Below are 18,136 nucleotides of genomic sequence, written 5' to 3'. Positions count from 1 at the left end.
TCCACCCTGTGATTACCACACGACCGGACGTGAAATCACGCGCGGTCCGGCCTCGCCGGGTGGGACGGCGCACGACGGAACGGACCAGCAGTCATGCGAATGAGCAGTGGGATCGACAGACCCGGAGCCCTGGGGAGACGGGCGATGCTCGGCGGTGCGGTCGCGCTGGCGCTGACCGGCGCCAGCCTGTCGGCCGGGCGGGCGAGGGCCGAGGAGCGCTTCACGGAGGACCCGTTCGCCCTGGGAGTCGCCTCCGGCGACCCCTGGCCGGACGGGTTCGTCCTGTGGACCCGTCTCGCGCCGCAGCCGCTCGCCCCCGACGGCACGGGCGGTATGCCTCCCGCGCCGGTCAGGGTCTTCTGGGAGGTGGCCCGGGACGAGCTCTTCCGCCATGTGGAGCGCCGCGGCTCGACCCTGGCGGTCGCTGAGCTCGCCCACTCGGTCCATGTGGAGGTCTCGCATCTGCGGCCCGGCCGGCAGTACTTCTACCGCTTCCGCGCCGGCGGCGTCATCAGCCCGGTGGGCCGTACCCGTACCGCTCCCCCGCCGCACAGCCGCCCGCGGGAGCTCAGCTTCGCGTTCGCCTCCTGCCAGGCGTGGTTCGAGGGCTTCTACACCGCCCACCGGCATATCGCCGAGGAGGACGTGGACCTGGTCCTGCACCTCGGCGACTACATCTACGAGAACCCGATCGACGCCATGGGCGGCGTGCGCAAGGTCCCGGTGGCCGCGGAGCTGCGGACCGAGCCGATGGACCTGACGCAGTACCGCAACCGGCACGCCCTGTACCGCTTCGACGCCGACCTCATCGCGGCCCACCAGGCCCATCCCTGGGCCATGGTCTGGGACGACCACGAGGTCGAGGACAACTGGGCGCGGGACGTCTCCAAGGTCGACACCGAGCCCGACCAGGACCCGGCCGTCTTCCGCCGGCGCGCGTCGGCGGCGTTCCAGGCGCACTACGAGCATCTGCCGCTGCGCCTGCCCCAGAAGCCGAACGGCTTCGACAGCCGGCTCTACCGCAGGCTGCGCTACGGCCGGATGGCCACGTTCCATATGCTCGACACCCGGCTCTACCGCGACGACCAGCCCTGCGGCGACGGCATCAAGGCCGACTGCGCCGAACGGCTCGCGCCCGGCCGCACGATCCTCGGCCCGGAGCAGGAGGAGTGGCTCTACCGGGGTCTGGGACGGTCCGACGCGACCTGGAACCTCATCCCGCAGCAGATCCCGGTCAACCAGGTCGACACCGACCCCGGCCCCGGCCAGTCCTTCGTCATGGACTTCTGGGACGGCTACGCGGACGCGCGCCGCCGGCTGTTCGCCGAGATGGCCGCCCGCAAGGTGAACAACCCGGTCGTGCTGACCGGCGACATGCACCGCCATCTCGCGGCCGACCTCAAGCAGGACTTCGACGACCCGAACTCCCCGGTCGTCGGCGTCGAGTTCGTCGGCACGTCCATCACCAGCGGCCGCGACGGCGTGGACCTCGACCCCTCCGGCGCCCGGCTGCTCGCGGCCAACCCGCACATCAAGTTCACCAACTTCCAGCGCGGCTATGTGCGGTGCACGCTCACCCAGCAGAGCTGCCGGGCCGACTTCAAGGTGCTGCCGTACGTCTCCACGCCCGGCGCGCCCGTCTCCACCCGGATCTCGTTCGCGACGGAGGCGGGTCGCCCCGGCCTGCACACCGTCTGACGGAGGCGGGTCCGGGAGCGAGTGGGGAAGCCCCGTACAGACATGCGAGGTCCGGGCGGACCTCCCCAGCCGCCCGGACCCCTGCCTGCGCGATCACCCGTCCCAGCCTCCGCCGTCCCCCCGACGGCTCGGCTGTCCCCCGCGGGCCTTCGCGACCCCCGCGGCCCTCGCGATCCCCGCGGGCCGTTCGCGATCCCCACTCCCCCGTCGCGGGGACCGGCTCAGCCCCAGATGCTGCCGTAGTTGTACTGGCCGTCGTATCGCGGCGTCCACAGCGACGGGTACGGCTCCTGGATGTTGCCGCAGGTGCGCAGCTGAACGGCCGATCGGCGCCCGGTGTCGTGCAGACACTTGCCGCTGCTCGCCTCGACGATCTCCCAGTGGTTGTTGCCCTGGTCGACCCAGCGGAAGTACTGGCCCGGGCCCTGGCAGTAACCCGTCACGATCGGCGTGTTCTCCGCCGTGGACGCGTTCTGCGCGCCGAGGCAGTACCGCCCGTACACCCCGATGTGGAACATCCCGGGAGTGCTGGACGGCATGAAGTAGAAGCGCTGGTGCAGTCTGCCCTTGCAGTCGAATCTCTGGATCACCGCACCCGGGCTCTGCGACTCGCCCCGGACGTCGAGGCACTGCCAGGAGTACGAAGCCCGCATCTCGTAGATGGCGGCGTTCTGCGGCGAGAAGGTGTAGCGGATGGGCGGATCGGCCGCTTCCGCCGCGCTGGCCGGCGTCGGCAGCAGCAGCACGAGCAGCGACATCAGGACCGCTACGGCGCCGCGGTGAAAGATTCGAGCCACCTTGTCTCCCTCTTTCCGAATTGGCGGGCGGCGCGCCCCGGCGCGGTGATCTGATTGCCCCTGGTCGAACGCCCACAGACCGTGCCCGCCGCGTCACCCATGGCCGCGGCGGCTCTGACATGCAGGAAGCTAACGAGAAACCGCTCCTCGCCGTACCACCGGTTCAGGGGGGTTGCGTGTCCGCGAAGGAGACGTGGTGAGGATCGGTTCCGGGCTCCAACGGGCCCAGTCCTTCATGATCTTGGCGACGATGCTGTACCGGGCCAGCCATCTGACGGTCGGTCTGCTCGCCGTCGCTCAGCACCAGCGCCACCGCCCGGTCTCCTGGCTGGTCCTGGCGGCGGCCATGGCGCTGAGCGTGCTGGTGTACGGCGCCGCCCGCTCGCGCGGCTGGTTCGATCCGCGGTTCGTCTGGGCCGATGTGCTGGTCACCGGGTGCGCGCTGCCGTTCGTCGCCTACGCCTGGGCCCAGGCGCAGCAGCCGGCCTCCATCGCCTGGGTGATGCTCCTCGGCGGGTCGGCGAGCGCGGCCGCCGCAGTGACGTTTCGCCGCCCGGAAATCGCAGCGGCGGTGCTGCTGCTCGCGGTGACGCATGTGGCGGGGTACCGGATGACCGGGGCCGGGATGGCCGTGACGGGCGGGCACCTCAACGCGGTGCTCTCGTCGGCGGTGATGGCCTGGGTGTTCTGGTGGTATCTGCGGCGGCAGGGCAGCCTGCTGGACGCGGCGACCGAGAAGGCGATGGCCGCCGAGGCCGACCGGGCCCGGTACGCCGAGCGGATCGCCCACCACCGCGCCCTGCACGACACCGTGCTGGCCACGTTGACGACCATCGCGGGCGGCGCCATCGACGCCAACGCGCAGAAGGTGCGCAGCCGTTGCGCGCGGGAGGCCGCCTATCTGCGGCGGCTGATCCAGCAGAGCCCCGAGACGGAGTCGAACCCGGAGGTCGGCAGGGCGCTGGAGGACTCCGTGCGCTCCGCGGAGAGCCTGGACCTCCAGGTGACCGCTCAGTACCACGACGTGCCGGCCGTTCCTCCAGAGGTGGCGGTCGCCCTGGCCGACGCGGTCACCGAGTCGCTGAACAACGTGCTGCGGCACGCGGGCACCGGGCACGCCTATCTGACCGCCGCCGGGGACGACGGTCAGGTGGTCGTCACCGTCGTCGACCGCGGAGTCGGCTTCGATCCCGACGGGGTCAGCGGCGGCCTGGGGCTGCGCGAGTCGGTGCACGCGCGGATGCGCGGCATCGGAGGCGCGGCCCGGGTGGACAGCGCCCCCGGCGAGGGCGCCAGAGTCGAGCTGCGCTGGCCGGCATGATCAGCGTGGCCGTGGTCGACGACGACCGGATGCTGCTGGACGGGCTCCGCTCCTGGCTGGCCGAGGCGGACGGGATACGGCTGATCGCGGCGGTGGCCACCGTGGACGAACTCCTCGCCGACGGGGGCGAGTCGGCGGAGGTGGTGCTGCTGGACCTGGTGCTGCGGGACGGCTCGGCGCCCGCGGACAACATCCGCCGGCTGCGGGCGGCCGGCAGCCGGGTGCTGATGATCAGCACGGTCGCGGACCGTCCCCGGATCGTCGCCGCCATGGCGGCCGGGGCGGACGGCTATCTGACCAAGGACCACGATCTCAAGACGCTGGTCGCCGCCGTCGAGGAGGTGGCCGCCGGGAGGACGGCGCACTCGCCCGAGCTGGCGTTCGCCTGGGCGCACGACAAGAGCCCCGCTCGTCCGCGGCTCGCGCCCAAGGAGCTTCAGGTCCTGCTGGACTACGCCTCCGGGCTGACCCTCAAGACGACCGCGCGGCGCGCGGGGATCAGCCCGAACACGGCGAAGTACTACCTGGACCGGGTCAAGGACAAGTACCAGCAGGCGGGCCGGGAGGCGTACACGAAGATCGACCTGGCCCGGCTGGTGCACGAGGACGGTCTGGGCGACGGCTTCGAGATCCGCGACCCGGGCGCGTGAGCGGGGTCTGTCCATGTGGGTGGGTCCCCACGTCGAGTGGGCGCGAACATCCGGTGCACACGCATGTCCGGGCATCGCGTGCCCGGTGCGTCAGCCGGCCGGGTGCGTCAGCCTGCCGGGTGCGTACGAACTCCCAGCGCGTGCGACGCCCAGCGCGTCCGCGTATCCGTGCGACGAACTCCCAGGGCCTCCGCATGTCCGGGCATCCGCATGCCCGTTGTGTCCGCGTGCCCGGTGGGTACGAACTCCCAGCGCGAGCGACGCCCAGCGCGTCCGCGTATCCCGTACGCACGAACACCCAGGGCATCCGCATGTCCGGGCATCCGCCTGCCCGATGCGTACGAACTCCCAGCGCGTGCGACGCCCAGCGCCTCGGCGTATCCCGTGCGTACGAACTCCCACCGCCTCCGCGTACCCCGTACACACGAACACCCCGCGCGTCCCGAACCCCAGCAGTCGAGGCTCACTGGCCCGACCGCCTCGGTCCTCCGCCTCCCCCCCCTGGCCCGCGGTCCGCTATAGCGTCTCCGCCAGCGAGTCCGCCAGCCGCCGTCGCGCCGTCCGCGTCGCCGGGACCGTCGCCGCCGCCACCGCGCCCAGTACCGCCCCCACCGCCACGGCCGCCAGCAGCAGCGCGGACGGGGCGTGCGCGATGCCCGCGCCCATCCCGCTGGAGCGCCCCTGCGCGTCCACCAGCCAGACGCCCAAGAGCACCCCGAGACCCGTGCCGATCACCGCCGCCGCCAGCGCGGTGAACCCGGCCCCGGCCACGATCGCCGAGCTGATCTGTCGTGGCGTCAGCCCGATCGCCTTCAGCGCGAGCAGATCGCGGCCGCGGTTGCGGACCGCCGTGCTGATCAGGGTCAGCAATTCGATGAACCCGATCAGCGCGAGCACCGCGATCAGGGCCGCGATCACGGCCCGCGCCGGCTCCAGCCGGTCCCCCGGGTTGGCGGTCTCGCGGATCTCCAGGCGTCCCCCGGCGGCCTCGGCGAGCTCGTCGCTCACCGCCTTCGGGTCCGCGCCCGGTTCAAGGACGAGGTGGTGGAAGTCGGCCCGCCGGGCCGGGTCGCGTTCCGCGAGCGTGTCGACCGTCGTCGAGATCACCCGGCCCGCGGCCTCCGGCTCGATGCTGCGTCCGACGATGTGCAGGATCTGCGGCCGTCCCTCCACCGTCAGCCGGACCCAGTCGCCGACCCGTACGTCCAGCAGGTCCAGCAGTCCCTGTCCCGCGACCGCCTCGTCCAGGCCGCTCGCGGCCCGGCCCTCGACGACGGCGAAGGGATAGGGGCGGTCGGCCGTGCCGAGGCCGCGCAGCGTGATGGTGCCGGTCTGCCCCGGCGCGAGCGCGGCGACCTCCACGCCCGGGTGGACGGCGACGACGTCCGGCGGAGCGGTGAGCGTCCGCTCCAGCTCCCGGTCGTCGGGGGACTGCCCGGCGCCGGCCCGTACGGTCAGCGCCGCGGGCACGCCCATCTCCGCGGGCCGGCTGCGGAACGCGTCCAAGGTCGAGGAGGCCACCAGCGCGACCGTGATCATCAGCAGGGGGAGCGCCAGCCGGGCCACGGTGATCAGGGTGCGCGGCCGCCGGGGAAACGCGGCGCGCCACCCCAGCACCAGCGCGGGCGGCACCCTGAGCCCGAGCGCCCGGCGGGCCGGACCGGTCAGCGGCGCCGCCGAGGGGAGCGCCGCCCGGGCGACGGGCGCGGGCGGGACCCGGCCGGCCCGCCACGCGGCGAGCCCGGTCGCGATCGCGATCAGCAGCACCGCTCCGCCGGGGACCGCGATCATCAGGGCGGTGTGGTTGGGCAGATCCTGCCAGACCCCGGCCGCCTCGCCGATCCGGCCGGGAATCCGGTCGCCGAGCAGGGTGATCGCGGCGGTGCCGAGGGCGACGCCGAGGAGGGCGAAGCCGAGGTGCTGGACGAGGAAGCCGCGGATCACCTGGCCCGGGGTGAAGCCGATCGCCTTCAGGATGGAGATGTCTCGCAGCTGTCCGCGGATCCGGGCGCTGATCGCCCCGGACGCGGCGAGCGCGGCGGCCAGCAGCGCGCCGAGGCCGAACACCGCGAAGAGCTGTCCGAGCAGCCGGTCGTCGCCGCCGGCCTCCGCGCGGGCCTGCTGCCACTTGGTGACCTGGGTGACCCGGTCCGCGCCGAGGAGGGTGACGGCCTGCTGGACGGTGAAGTCGACGTCCTCCGGATCGTCGAGCCGCAGCCCCACGCTCTGGCCGGCGGCCCGCGGCGCGACCGCGTCGAGGGCGCCGGGCAGCACCCATCCGATGCCGGGCTCGCCGCCCGCGCGGTAGCGGGGCTCGGCTGCCTCGGCGACGCCGGTGACCCGCAGGGTGCGGTCGTCGCCGTCGGCGCCCGCGACGGTCAGCACGTCTCCCGGCTCGGCCCACAGCACGCGGGCCAGCGAGCTCTCCAGGACGACTTCCCCGGGCTGGGCGCCGAGCCAGCTGCCCGAGACGAGAAGCGGGCGGGCGATCTCCGGCGGCTGAGTGTCCGCGGCGCGCAGGGCGACGCTCGCCCGGACCCCCCGGGACTCGAGGGTGACCGTGCCGGTGCGGTACGGCCCCGAGAGCCCGGCGACCGAGTCGAGGCGGTTCAGCGCCGCCGTGTCGGCGCTCTGCTGGGTGTGGAGCCACAGGTGCGCGCCCTGGGACTGGCTGAAGATCCGCTGCCAGGGGTTGGCCGCGTAGCTGAACAGGGCGACCGCGAGCAGCAGCGAGGCGATGATCCCGGCACTGGCGAGGACGACGAAGACGGCCTGGCCGCGGTGTGCCCGCAGATCGGCGTGCGCCCAGCGCAGTGTGGCCCGCACGCTCAGTCCTTCAGTTCCAGCACGCCGGAGACTCCGCGGCCGCGGCCGGGGCGCCCTTCGCCGAGGGCGGCGTCGTCGGCTATGCGTCCGTCGAAGAAGCTGATGACCCGGTCGGCCGCGCTGGCCATCCGGGCGTCATGGGTGACCAGCAGGATCGTCTGGCCGCGCTGGTGGAACCGGGAGAGCAGCCGCAGCACCTCGCGGGTGCCCTTGCTGTCGAGGCTGCCGGCCGGCTCGTCGGCCAGCAGCAGCGCGGGGTGGTTGACCAGGGCCCGGGCCAGGGCGACGCGCTGCTGTTCGCCGCCGGAGAGCTCGCCGGGCATGGACCGCTCGCGGCCTTCGAGGCCGAGCTCGGCGAGCAGCTCGGCCCGGCTCTCCCTGGCCGACTTGGGCGAGGCGCCCGCGAGGAGGGCGGGCAGCTCGACGTTGTCGGCGACGGTGAGGTCGGAGACGAGGTTGAAGAACTGGAAGACGATGCCGATGCTCTGCCGCCGCAGCACGGCCCAGCGGGCCTCTCGGTAGCCGTCGACCTGACGTCCGTCGAGCCAGAGCCGGCCGCTGTCGGGGCGCTGGAGCCCGCCGATCAAGTGGAGCAGGGTCGACTTGCCCGCGCCGGAGGGGCCGGTGACGGCGACGAACTCGCCGGGCTGGACCGTCAGATCCACTCCGCGTACGGCGTGGACCGGCGCGCCCTCGCCGTGGTGGGTCTTGGTCAGGCCCTCGGCTCGGACGATCGGCACGGCGCTGTGGGCGCCCGCGGTCTCGGCGCTCTGCGCGCCCGTGGTCTGCGCGCCCTCGGCGCCTGTGCTCTCCGCGCCCTCGGCGTCCCGCTCGGCAGGAGCGGTGTCGTCGCTCATTCCAGCTCCTCCTGACAGCGTTCCAGCCAGTCGAGGTCGGCCTGCAAATGCAGCATCGCACCCTCGATGAGCAGCTGGGAGACCTTGTTGTCGCGGTCCTCGGTCGCGGCCAGCTTCGAGAGGTCCCGCATGGTGTTCAGATACTGCCGCCGCTGCCTGTTGATCAACGTGATCGGGTCGGCCAGCCCGGACTCCGGCGCGAGGGCGAGCTTCATGAAGAACTCGTCCCGCACCCGCGGCTCGTCCGTGGTCTCCTCGAACCAGGCCAGCACGGCCTCGTGCCCGGCGTCGGTGAGCCGGTAGATACGCTTGTTGGGCCTGTTGGACTGCTCGACGTCCTCGCCGGCGATCAGACTGGCCTTCTCCAGCCGCCCGAGGGTGACGTAGACCTGGCCGACGTTCGGCTGAGGGTACGCGGCGCCCAGGAGCTTCTCAAGGTCCTGTTTGAGCTCGTAGCCGTGCGCGGGGCCACGGGTCAGGAGTGCCAGGAGAGGCAGCCGCACGCGCTCCCCTCCCTCCCGCTCCGTAGTTTCCTGTTGACTGCGAGAAGTGTTGTGGTTTGCGCCACCAGCGTTCTCGGCCTGGACGTCTAGTATCGCCTATGCCTAACGGGTATACATAGGCCACGATGGACGGCGGCGTTGCCGGATCGGGAGCGCCGGATCGGTGCGCTGGGAGGAACCTATGCGGTGGATGCATGCCGCGGGTAGGGGGCTCCTGGTCGCCGCTGTCGTGGTCGCCGGGTATGCGGGCTTCGCCGCGCCGGGTACCGCGTCCCCGCCGGCCGCCGACGAGGGCCGCGGCCCGATGACGCTGGTGACGGCGGGCGACCTCACCGGCTATCTCGACCCGCTGCTCGCCGACTGGAACCGCAGCCGTCCCGACGAGCGGGTCACCGTCGTCGAGCTGCCGGACTCCGCGGACGAGACGCGGGCCCAGATGACCAGCGAGCTGCGCTCGGGCAGCGACCGGTTCGACGTCTTGAACATCGATGTGGCCTGGACCTCCGAGTTCGCGGCGGCCGGCTGGATCTCCCCGCTCCAGCGGGACCGCTTCCCGCTGGACGCGTTCTTGCCTCCGGTGGTGGACACCGCCACCTTCGACGGCCGTCTGTACGCCGTTCCGTACGTCACCAACGCGGGGCTCCTCTACTACCGCAAGGACGTGCTGGAGAAGGAGGGCGTCTCGCCGCCGCGCACCTGGGCCGAGCTGGCCGAGCAGGCGCGGACCATCGCCCCGAAGCACGGCATGCAGGGCTACGCCGGCCAGTTCCTTCCGTATGAGGGGCTGACGGTCAACGCGACCGAGGCGGTGCACTCGGCGGGCGGCTCGATCCTGGCGGACGACGGCGCGCGGGTCACGGTGGACTCGGCGGCGGCCCGATCCGGCCTGGAGTTCCTGGCGGACGGCGTGCGCGACGGCTGGATCTCCAGGGACTCGCTCGGCTACAAGGAGGAGGAGTCCCGGCTGGCGTTCCAGGAGGGCCGGCTGCTCTTCCTGCGGAACTGGCCCTATGTGCACTCGCTCGCGAGCGCCCCGGGGTCCAAGGTGGCGGGCAGGTTCGGCGCGGTTCCGCTGCCCGGGCCCACCGGGGCGGGCACGAGCGTGCTGGGCGGCTCCAATCTCGCCGTCAGCAGCCACTCCCGGCATCCGGAGTCGGCCGCCGATCTGATCGCCTACCTCACCAGCGAGCGGGTGCAGCGGCAGGTGCTGACCCGGGGCTCGCTGCCCCCGGTGCGGGCGGCGCTGTACGAGGATCCGGACTTGATCAAGGCGTTTCCCTATCTGCCCACGCTGCGCCAGAGCGTGCTGGCGGCCGAGCCGCGCCCCAAGAGCGCGCGCTACGACCAGGTGAGCCTGGCGGTCCAGGCCGTCGTGCAGGACGTCATGGCGCTGCGCCAGACGCCGCGGGAGGCCGTGCCGCGGCTGACCCGCGAGCTCGAGGCCATCGCGCGCACCGGCTGAGCCCGCTCCTCCGGCCCTCTTCTTCACCCCACGCGGCTTGCTACTTACATGTTAAGTAGCGAGCCGCTTCGTCATTCTCGGATAAATCGGGCAATAGAGAGAACGATTCGCGCAGCATCATTGACACCCTGCCTTCACCGCTACTTAACATGCATGCATAACAGCGCACCCGCTCTGGGGCGCTCTCGCATCCAGCAGGAACAGGTCAATCGCGAGATGCTCACTGCTCATCGGGCCGGCACCGGCCACCCCTCCCGCACCGCCGCCGCATGGTGGCGCGACGCGGTGATCTACCAGGTGTATGTACGCAGCTTCCTCGACAGCACCGGGGACGGCATCGGCGATCTCGCCGGCGTACGGGCCGGTCTTCCGTACCTCAGGAAGCTCGGCGTCGACGGGATCTGGCTCAGCCCGTTCTACCCCTCGCCGCAGCACGACCACGGCTACGACGTCGCCGACTACCGCGACGTGGACCCGGTCTACGGCGACCTCGCCGAGTTCGACCTGCTGATGGCCGACGCCCGCCGGCTCGGGCTGAAGCTGCTGCTCGACATCGTCCCCAACCACTGCTCGAGCGAGCACCCCTGGTTCCGCGAGGCGCTCGCCGCCGGACCCGGCGGCGCCGCCCGCAACAGGTTCCACTTCGCCGACGGCCGCGGCCCGGACGGCTCGGAGCCCCCGAACAACTGGCGGGCCATGTTCGGCGGTCCGGCGTGGAGCCGGGTCACCGAGCCCGACGGCACGCCCGGCCAGTGGTACCTCCACCTGTTCACCCCCGAGCAGCCCGATCTGAACTGGCGCGACCCCGAGGTCGGCGACAGCTTCGAGCAGGTGCTGCGGTTCTGGCTGGACCGGGGCGTGGACGGCTTCCGCATCGACGTGGCCGCCGGGCTGTTCAAGCACCCCGAGCTGCCCGACTCCGACGACCCCGGCGCGGACGAGCGCGCCCGGGACTCGGTGAACCAGCTGGCGTGGAACCAGCCCGAGGTCCACGACGTGTGGCGGCGCTGGCGGTCGGTGTGCGAGGAGTACGCCGCCGAGGACGGCCAGGAGCGGCTGCTGGTCGGCGAGGTGTCCGTGCCGACCGCCCGCGAGCACGCCGAGTACGTCCGCCCGGACGAGCTGCACCAGGCGTTCTTCTTCGACCTGCTCAGCGCCCCCTGGGACGCCGACGCCTTCCGCGCGACGATCACGGAGGCGATACGCGACATCGCGGGAACCGGGTCCACGGTCACCTGGGTGCTCAACAACCACGACCAGATCCGCACGGTCACCCGCTACGCGGGCGAGCCCGGCGTCGAGGGCAGCGGCCTCGGCTCGGCGCGCGCCCGGGCCGCCGCCCTGCTGATGCTGGCGCTGCCCGGCGCCGCGTACGTCTACCAGGGCGAGGAGCTCGGCCTCCCGGAGGTCCTGGACCTCCCGGACGATGTGCTCACCGACCCGATCTTCCACCGCACGGGCAGCCGCAAGCACATCAGGGACGGCTGCCGGGTGCCGCTGCCCTGGTCGGGGCACGCCTCGCCGTTCGGCTTCAGCCAGGGCGCGGCCGGCGCCCGGCCGTGGCTGCCGCAGCCCGAGTGGTTCGCCGAGCACGCCACCGACCGGGCGCTGTCCGACACCCGGTCGTTCTGGCACCTGTACCGCGACGGGCTCCAACTCCGCCGCAGCCTCCCGCAGTTGGGCGAGGGAAGCCTGCGCTGGCTGGAGTCGCCGCCGCAGGTGCTCGCCATGGTCCGCGGCGACGGACTGGTCTGCGCCGTCAACTTCGGAACGGAGCCCGTCCCCGCTCCGGTCTCCGGAACCCCGCTGCTCTCCAGCGGCCCCTGCCCCGACGGCGTGCTCCCCGGCGCGACCGCCGCCTGGTGGACGGGCGACTGTCCCACCCCCTGAACCTCCCGCTCCATTCCAGCCTCTCGGAAGGACTCTCACCATGCGACGACACAGCACGAACCGCCGGACCATCGCGGCCGCGTCCGCGGCGATCACCCTCTCCCTCGCCGCGACGGCGTGCGGCGGCGGGACCACCGGCCCGGCCGGCGACAAGGCTCTCAGCGGCCAGACCGTGACCGTCGCCGGAGTGTGGACCGGCAGCGAGCAGAAGAACTTCCGCAAGGTGCTCGACGCCTTCACGGAGCAGACCGGCGCGAAGACGGTCTTCGTGCCGACCGGGGACAACGTCTCCACGTTCGTCGGCAGCAAGATCGAGGGCGGCAACGCCCCCGACGTGGTGATGGTGCCCCAGGTCGGCGTGCTCCAGCAGTTCGCCAAGGAGGGCTGGCTCGAGCCGCTCTCGGCCAAGGCGTCCAAGACCGCGTCGGCGAACCTCGCCGAGGTGTGGAAGAACTACGGCACCGTCGACAAGACGTACTACGGCCTCTACTTCAAGGCCGCCCACAAGTCGACCGTCTGGTACAGCCCGAGCGCCTTCGAGCAGGCCGGCGTCAGCGAGCCCAAGAGCTACAAGGACATGCTGACCGCGGGCCGCACGGTCGCCGACTCCGGTCTGCCGGCGTTCTCCGTCGCCGGCGAGGACGGCTGGACCCTCACCGACTGGTTCGAGAACATCTACCTCTCCCAGGCCGGTCCCGAGAAGTACGACCAGCTCGCCCAGCACAAGATCAAGTGGACCGACGAGAGCGTCGTCAAGGCGCTCACCACGCTGGCCGAGGTGTTCAAGGACAAGCGGCTCGTCGCCGGCGGCTCCAGCGGGGCGCTGCGCACCGACTTCCCGGCCTCCGTCGAGCAGGTCTTCGGGCCCGAGCCCAAGGCCGGCATGGTCTACGAGGGCGACTTCGTCGGCGGCATCGCCAAGGACGAGTACGGCAAGAAGCTCGGCGAGGACGCCAAGTTCTTCCCCTTCCCCGCGGTCGACGGCGGCAAGGCCCCCGTGGTCAGCGGCGGCGACGCGGCCGTGGCGCTGAAGGACGGCAAGAACAAGAAGGCCGCCATGCAGCTCCTGGAGTTCCTGGCGACGCCCGAGGCGGCCTCGGTCTGGGCCGGCGCGGGCGGCTTCCTGTCGCCCAACAAGGACGTCGACCCCGCAGCGTACGCCGACGACACCACCCGTGAGACGGCCAAGTCGCTGGTCGGGGCCGGGGACACGGTCCGCTTCGACATGTCCGACCAGGCGCCGGCCGCGTTCGGCGGGACCAAGGGCGCGGGCGAGTGGAAGCTGCTCCAGGACTTCCTGCGCGACTCCTCCGACCCCAAGGCGACCGCGGCGAAGCTGGAAGCCGCGGCGGCCAAGGCGTACCGGAACTGAGGTTTCCCACCATGGCTGTCACTGCATCCGCTCCCCCGTCCGCCCCCGCCGCGCCGGCGCGGCGGGGGCCCGCGGACGACCCCCGGCGCCGGGCCCTGCGCCGTAGGCGCAACATCGCGGTGGTGTTCGTCCTGCCCGCCCTGCTGCTGCTCGGCGCGCTGGTCGTCTACCCGGTGCTGTTCTCGGCCGGGCGCAGCCTCTTCGACGCGAGCGGCGACCGCTTCGTCGGCGGCGCGAACTACGCGGAGATCTTCGACGATCCGGCGACGCTCAAGGCGATCCGCAACAGCACCATCTGGGTCGTGGTCGCGCCGGTCCTGCTGACCGGCCTCGGCCTGGTGCTCGCCGTGCTCACCGAGAAGGTGCGCTGGGCGACCGCGTTCAAACTGGTGCTGTTCCTGCCCATGGCCGTGTCCTTCCTCGCCGCCGGGATCATCTTCCGGCTCGCCTACGAGGAGGACCCGGACCGGGGCGTGCTCAACGCGGTGACCGTGGGCGTCCACGACGTCTTCAACGACCGCGCCGCCTACCCCACCGCCCGGGCCCGCGAGGGCGGGGGCCTGGCCAAGGACGAGGGCGGGGGGTACCTCACCTCCCAGGCGGTGAGCACCGGACGCTCCGTCAGCCTCGGCTTCGTGGGCGTGGCCCCCGACAAGATCCCCGCCGAGGCGCGGCCCGCGCAGGCGGCCTCCGCCGCCGAGCCGTCCGCCGACGGGCTCAGGGGCGTGGTCTACCTGGACTTCACCCCGGGCGGCAAGGGCGAGCCCGGCAAGGTCGACCCGGCCGAGAAGGGGCTGCCGGGGATGTCGGTCGAGGCGGTCCGGGACGGCAAGGTGGCCGCGAAGGCGACCACGGCCGCCGACGGCTCGTTCGACTTCCGCTCTCTGGAGGCCGGTTCGTACTCCGTGCGGCTTCCGGGCGAGAACTTCGCCGCGCCCTACCAGGGCGTCTCCTGGCTCTCGCCCGCGCTCGTCACCCCGGCCATCATCGGCGCGTATCTGTGGATCTGGACCGGGTTCTCGATGGTCCTGATCGCGGCCGGCCTCGCGGCGCTGCCCCGGGACGCGCTGGAGGCGGCCCGGATGGACGGGGCCAACGAGTGGCAGATCTTCCGGAAGATCACCGTGCCGCTGCTCGCCCCGGTGCTGACGGTCGTCTTCGTGACCCTGGTGATCAATGTGATGAAGGTCTTCGACCTCGTCTACATCATCGCGCCGGGACCGGTCCAGGAAGAGGCCAACGTGCTCGCCACCCGCATGTGGCTGGTGTCCTTCGGCGGCGGCAACAACCAGGGGCTCGGTAGCGCCCTGGCCGTGCTGCTGCTCCTGCTGGTGGTGCCCGCCATGATCTTCAACGTACGGCGCTTCCGAGGGAGCGGAAAATGAGCGGTCACAGCACCATAGAACGCGCCCCCGCGGCGGACCCGGCCGCGCCTTCGGCGCCCACGGCGCCGCCCCCGGGCAGGCGAGGCCGCAGCAAGGTGGCCGGCTGGCTGGGCAACGGAATCGTCCAGGCCGTGCTGATCGTGGTGGCGCTGGTCTGGATCACCCCGCTCGCGGGCCTGTTCCTGTCCTCGATGCGCTCGGAGCGCGACAACGCGGCGGACGGCTGGTGGACGGCGCTCACCGACCCGAGTCAGCTCTCGCTGGACAACTACACCGCCCTGTTCGAGGACTCCGGCATCACGCAGGCGTTCTGGAACACGGTGCTGATCTCGGTGCCCGCCACGGCGCTGGTCGTCGGCATCGCGGCGCTGGCCGGATACGCCTTCGCCTGGCTGGAGTTCCCCGGCCGCAACGCCGTCTTCCTGGTGGTCGTGGGCCTGCTGGTGGTGCCCGTGCAGATCGGGCTGCTGCCGGTGGCGAAACTCTTCGGCGCGGTCGGCCTGTTCGGGACCATCCCCGGGGTGATCCTCTTCCATGTCGCCTATGGACTGCCCTTCGCCATCTTCCTGCTCCGCAACTACTTCGCGGAGATCCCGAAGGAGATGCTGGAGGCGGCCCGGATGGACGGCGGCGGCGAGTGGCGGATCTTCTCGCGGCTGATCCTGCCGCTGGGCCGGCCGGCCCTGGCGAGCCTGGCGATCTTCCAGTTCCTCTGGGTCTGGAACGACATGCTGGTCGCGCTGCTCTTCGCCGACAGCGAGTCGCAGCCGCTGACCGTCGCCCTGCAGTCGGAGATGCGGCAGTTCGGCAGCAACATCGGGGTGCTCGCGCCTGGCGCGTTCTTGTCCGTGGTGGTGCCGCTGGTCGTGTTCTTCGCCTTCCAACGGCACTTCGTGCAGGGCGTGATGGCCGGCTCGGTGAAGTAGCGGGCCGGGCGCGGGGGCCGGCGCGGCACGGGGGCCGGGCGGGTCCGGCCCACGGTTGGAGCAATGACGCGGGCGGCACCCGGCGGGTGCGGACACTTGCCGGACACCGCCGCCCGCAGCAGCGGTCCGCCGGCCGAGGAGCGCGCTTGGACACCACCCGCCCCGAGCTCACCTCCCTGATGGCGGGGCTGACCCTGACGACGGGCATGCTCGACGCCGTGACCCTGCTGGCCCTGGGGCCCGCCTTCACAGCGATGCAGACGGGCAATCTGCTCTTCCTCGGCTTCGGTCTGGCGGGCCAAGGCGGCGTGCAGACCGTCATTCCGGCCATCTCGCTCGCGGCGTTCGTGCTCGGCGCCATGCTCGGCGCGCGTCTGGAGTCGCTGCTGGACGCCCGCGGCCGCCGGTGGCTCGTCCTCGGAGTGTTCGTCGAGGCCGCGCTGCTGGCGGGCGCGGGCTTTCTGGCATGGGGGCTCGAACGGGCGGCCGGCGATCCCTCCGCGCGGCATGCCGCGGTGATCGCCGTGGTGGCGCTCGCCATGGGCATGCACAACGTGACGACGATGCGGGCCCATGTGCCGGACCTGCCCACCACCGTGGCGACCCGAGCGATGACCGCGCTGGTCAGCGGCTCACCGCTCGGCCACGACGCCTCCCTGGGCTACGGCAGCCGCGCCTGGATGCGCAGGAGCGTCGCCATCCTCGCGCTCTTCGCCGGCGCCGTCCTCGGCGCGTGGCTGCTCCGGGCGCACTGGTCCCCTGCCGCAGTGCTGCTGCTGGTCGCGGGCCTGGTGCTCGCCATGGCGACGGCGTTCGCGACGACGGCCCGGCGCCGAGCGCCGCTGGAGACCTGAGCGCTCCTGGTGCGCCTAGTGCGTGGGCGACGCGGCGCCGTCACTCCTGCCGAGCCGGCGGGACGACCTTGGCGAAGGGAGTCGGCGTCGCGCCCGTCCAGCGGTGCATCACGGCCTTGCCCCACTCCTTGACGACGCCGCCGTCGCTGATCTTGCCGGCCTCGCCGAGGTAGAAACGGCCGTCGTCGAGCGAGAGCAGCCCGTACTGGCCGGGCGACTGCCAGCCGTACGTCCCCGACGGCTCATGGTGCAGCCCCTGAGGCAGCAGCGAGAGCAGCCTTCCGTACTCTTTGCGCGCCTGGCCCCGGACCTCGCCCCACACCGGGCGCTTGTCGCCGTCGACGACGAAGAGGGAGTAGTTGGGGAAGGCGGGCTTGGTCCCCCGGTAGGTCGCGAGCAGCCAGTTGCCGCTGTGCCCGTCGTACTCCAGGTTCTGCACGCCATAGGTGGTGTTGCCGGTGTAGAGGAAGTACTTGCCGTCGGGCGACCGCGGCCCGCTGGTGTGCGGCGCGGACTCGCTCAGCGGCCGCTCGTACTTCTTCCAGCGGCGTACGTCGTACTGGAGCAGGACCTGGTGGTCGTTGTCCGCGCGGCCGGCATGGCGGTACACGCCGTACGCGACGGTCAGCAGCTGCTGCCCGGACCTCTTCCCGAACGCGGGCCCGAACGCGACTCCGTCGATGCCGCTGCAGCCATAGCGGTGGTCGAGGGTCTCGCCCGTGTCGCCGTCGAAGACGCCGTCGCCGTTCATGTCGGCGCTGTAGTCGCGCACGACCTCCTTGAGGTGAACGGTCGTCATGACGCCGGTGGTCTGGGCGTCCATGTTCATACGGTCGACGCGGTCGCCGTCGACGATCGCGATGTAGAACGCGTTGGCCGCGTTGTACTCGAGGGAGCCGTAGACCCGGCCGTCCTTCTCGTTGAAGTCCAGGTCGCCGAGGTGCCCGGTCAGACCGGTGACGGAGCCGATGGGCCTGCCGCTCAGATCGGTCTTGACGAGCAGATTGGTGAACGAGAAGTACATGAACCCCTTGCGCCGGTCCAGGGCCATGCCCTGAAGGTGCCCGGCCTGCCACGCCCCACCGTCGACGACGAGCGGCGGCTGGGGAGCGGGTCTCTGCGCGGGGTGGGCCGCTGCGGGGACGGCGGCGCCGGCGGCGGACAAAGCGAGGATGGCGACGGTGGTCAGCAGTGCACGTAAGTGCGTGCGCATGGTCCCTCCGGGTCTCTGGAGTAACGCCCTTATGGGGCATACCAGTTGAGGCAACCCATGTCACCACTGACTCTCGGCCCCTGCGCCAGGGCAACGAGCCCCCGATCGAGGCGCCCCAGCCCCGCCTGCGGCTGGCGGTTACGCCCTTCGGGCGTGTCCTCAATCGCCGGACGGGCTGAAATCAGCCCCGCCGGCGTTTGAGGCGCACGTTCAGCCCCGCCGGCGCTTGAGGCGCACGTCCAGCCCCGCCGGCGCTTGAGGCGCACGTCCAGCCCCGCCGGCGCTTGAGGCGCGGGGGTCCGGGGCGGAGCCCCGGCGCCCCGGCCGCGGCCCCCCCCCCCCCCCCCCCCCCCCCCCCGCCCCCCGCGGGGGGCGCCCCCCC

The 18,136-nt window shown here is 72.2% G+C and carries 14 protein-coding genes; 9 read left to right on the top strand and 5 right to left on the bottom strand.

Going from position 1 to position 18,136, the window contains the following annotated elements:
* Window positions 1-144 precede the first annotated feature (144 nt).
* Window positions 145-1,698 carry an alkaline phosphatase D family protein gene (locus AB0M39_RS34825; protein WP_365370986.1) on the top strand — a complete coding sequence of 518 codons (1,554 nt, stop codon included), beginning with the start codon at window positions 145-147 and terminating at the stop codon, window positions 1,696-1,698.
* 221 nt (window positions 1,699-1,919) lie between these two features.
* Here the strand turns inward: AB0M39_RS34825 and AB0M39_RS34820 are convergent, their stop codons facing one another.
* Window positions 1,920-2,495, bottom strand: a complete 576-nt coding sequence (locus AB0M39_RS34820; protein ID WP_365370984.1) for an RICIN domain-containing protein — start codon at window positions 2,493-2,495, stop codon at window positions 1,920-1,922.
* Window positions 2,496-2,691: 196 nt separating this feature from the next.
* Between AB0M39_RS34820 and AB0M39_RS34815 the strand changes: the two genes are divergently transcribed.
* Window positions 2,692-3,816 carry an ATP-binding protein gene (locus AB0M39_RS34815; RefSeq protein ID WP_365370982.1) on the top strand — a complete coding sequence of 375 codons (1,125 nt, stop codon included), beginning with the start codon at window positions 2,692-2,694 and terminating at the stop codon, window positions 3,814-3,816.
* Window positions 3,813-4,466 carry a response regulator transcription factor gene (locus AB0M39_RS34810; protein ID WP_365370980.1) on the top strand — a complete coding sequence of 218 codons (654 nt, stop codon included), beginning with the start codon at window positions 3,813-3,815 and terminating at the stop codon, window positions 4,464-4,466. Before AB0M39_RS34815 ends, AB0M39_RS34810 begins: the two co-directional genes overlap by 4 nt.
* Before the next feature lie 516 nt (window positions 4,467-4,982).
* On the opposite strand, the gene AB0M39_RS34805 is transcribed toward AB0M39_RS34810, so the two are convergent.
* Genes AB0M39_RS34805 through AB0M39_RS34795 form a run of 3 tightly spaced genes read right to left on the bottom strand, consistent with a single transcriptional unit; the run spans window position 4,983 to window position 8,652 of the window.
* Window positions 4,983-7,292: an FtsX-like permease family protein gene (locus AB0M39_RS34805; protein WP_365370978.1), complete on the bottom strand. Its 2,310-nt coding sequence runs from the start codon at window positions 7,290-7,292 to the stop codon at window positions 4,983-4,985.
* 2 nt (window positions 7,293-7,294) lie between these two features.
* On the bottom strand, window positions 7,295-8,149 hold the full coding sequence (locus AB0M39_RS34800; protein ID WP_365370976.1) for an ABC transporter ATP-binding protein: 855 nt from the start codon (window positions 8,147-8,149) through the stop codon (window positions 7,295-7,297).
* The gene (locus AB0M39_RS34795) at window positions 8,146-8,652 is read right to left on the bottom strand and encodes a PadR family transcriptional regulator (protein ID WP_365370974.1); all 507 of its coding nucleotides are present in this window, start codon (window positions 8,650-8,652) and stop codon (window positions 8,146-8,148) included. Before AB0M39_RS34795 ends, AB0M39_RS34800 begins: the two co-directional genes overlap by 4 nt.
* Window positions 8,653-8,833: 181 nt before the next feature.
* Here AB0M39_RS34795 and AB0M39_RS34790 point away from each other — a divergent pair, with 181 nt between their 5' ends.
* The 6 genes from AB0M39_RS34790 to AB0M39_RS34765 all read left to right on the top strand — a co-directional run bounded on the left by AB0M39_RS34790 (window position 8,834) and on the right by AB0M39_RS34765 (window position 16,541).
* A complete protein-coding gene (locus AB0M39_RS34790) occupies window positions 8,834-10,114 on the top strand; it encodes an ABC transporter substrate-binding protein (RefSeq protein WP_365370972.1) in 1,281 nt (426 codons plus the stop codon).
* Window positions 10,115-10,330: 216 nt separating this feature from the next.
* Window positions 10,331-12,004, top strand: a complete 1,674-nt coding sequence (locus AB0M39_RS34785; protein WP_365370998.1) for a glycoside hydrolase family 13 protein — start codon at window positions 10,331-10,333, stop codon at window positions 12,002-12,004.
* A 40-nt stretch (window positions 12,005-12,044) separates the two neighbouring features.
* Window positions 12,045-13,376, top strand: coding sequence for an ABC transporter substrate-binding protein (locus tag AB0M39_RS34780; protein WP_365370970.1), 1,332 nt, complete (start codon window positions 12,045-12,047; stop codon window positions 13,374-13,376).
* Window positions 13,377-13,387: 11 nt separating this feature from the next.
* The gene (locus AB0M39_RS34775) at window positions 13,388-14,761 is read left to right on the top strand and encodes a sugar ABC transporter permease (RefSeq protein WP_365370968.1); all 1,374 of its coding nucleotides are present in this window, start codon (window positions 13,388-13,390) and stop codon (window positions 14,759-14,761) included.
* Entirely contained in the window at window positions 14,758-15,687 is a 930-nt protein-coding gene (locus tag AB0M39_RS34770) for a carbohydrate ABC transporter permease (RefSeq protein WP_365370966.1), read from the top strand. Before AB0M39_RS34775 ends, AB0M39_RS34770 begins: the two co-directional genes overlap by 4 nt.
* Window positions 15,688-15,833: 146 nt before the next feature.
* Window positions 15,834-16,541: a YoaK family protein gene (locus tag AB0M39_RS34765; RefSeq protein WP_365370964.1), complete on the top strand. Its 708-nt coding sequence runs from the start codon at window positions 15,834-15,836 to the stop codon at window positions 16,539-16,541.
* 40 nt (window positions 16,542-16,581) lie between these two features.
* Here AB0M39_RS34765 and AB0M39_RS34760 read toward each other — a convergent pair whose 3' ends face one another.
* A complete protein-coding gene (locus tag AB0M39_RS34760) occupies window positions 16,582-17,754 on the bottom strand; it encodes a hypothetical protein (protein WP_365370962.1) in 1,173 nt (390 codons plus the stop codon).
* Window positions 17,755-18,136 lie beyond the last annotated feature (382 nt).

It is taken from the genome of Streptomyces sp. NPDC051907, from assembly GCF_040681075.1.
GTDB lineage: Bacteria > Actinomycetota > Actinomycetes > Streptomycetales > Streptomycetaceae > Streptomyces.
The sequence above is the reverse complement of the archived record's forward strand: the minus strand, read 5'-3'. Positions and strand labels throughout refer to the sequence as shown.

Coding starts and splice junctions, on each gene's coding strand:
- AB0M39_RS34825 (WP_365370986.1), top strand. CDS start 145: ATGCTCGGCGGTGCGGTCGCGCTGGCGCTGACCGGCGCCAGCCTGTCG.
- AB0M39_RS34810 (WP_365370980.1), top strand. CDS start 3,813: ATGATCAGCGTGGCCGTGGTCGACGACGACCGGATGCTGCTGGACGGG.
- AB0M39_RS34800 (WP_365370976.1), bottom strand. CDS start 8,149: ATGAGCGACGACACCGCTCCTGCCGAGCGGGACGCCGAGGGCGCGGAG.
- AB0M39_RS34790 (WP_365370972.1), top strand. CDS start 8,834: ATGCGGTGGATGCATGCCGCGGGTAGGGGGCTCCTGGTCGCCGCTGTC.
- AB0M39_RS34785 (WP_365370998.1), top strand. CDS start 10,331: ATGCTCACTGCTCATCGGGCCGGCACCGGCCACCCCTCCCGCACCGCC.
- AB0M39_RS34780 (WP_365370970.1), top strand. CDS start 12,045: ATGCGACGACACAGCACGAACCGCCGGACCATCGCGGCCGCGTCCGCG.
- AB0M39_RS34775 (WP_365370968.1), top strand. CDS start 13,388: ATGGCTGTCACTGCATCCGCTCCCCCGTCCGCCCCCGCCGCGCCGGCG.
- AB0M39_RS34770 (WP_365370966.1), top strand. CDS start 14,758: ATGAGCGGTCACAGCACCATAGAACGCGCCCCCGCGGCGGACCCGGCC.
- AB0M39_RS34760 (WP_365370962.1), bottom strand. CDS start 17,754: ATGCGCACGCACTTACGTGCACTGCTGACCACCGTCGCCATCCTCGCT.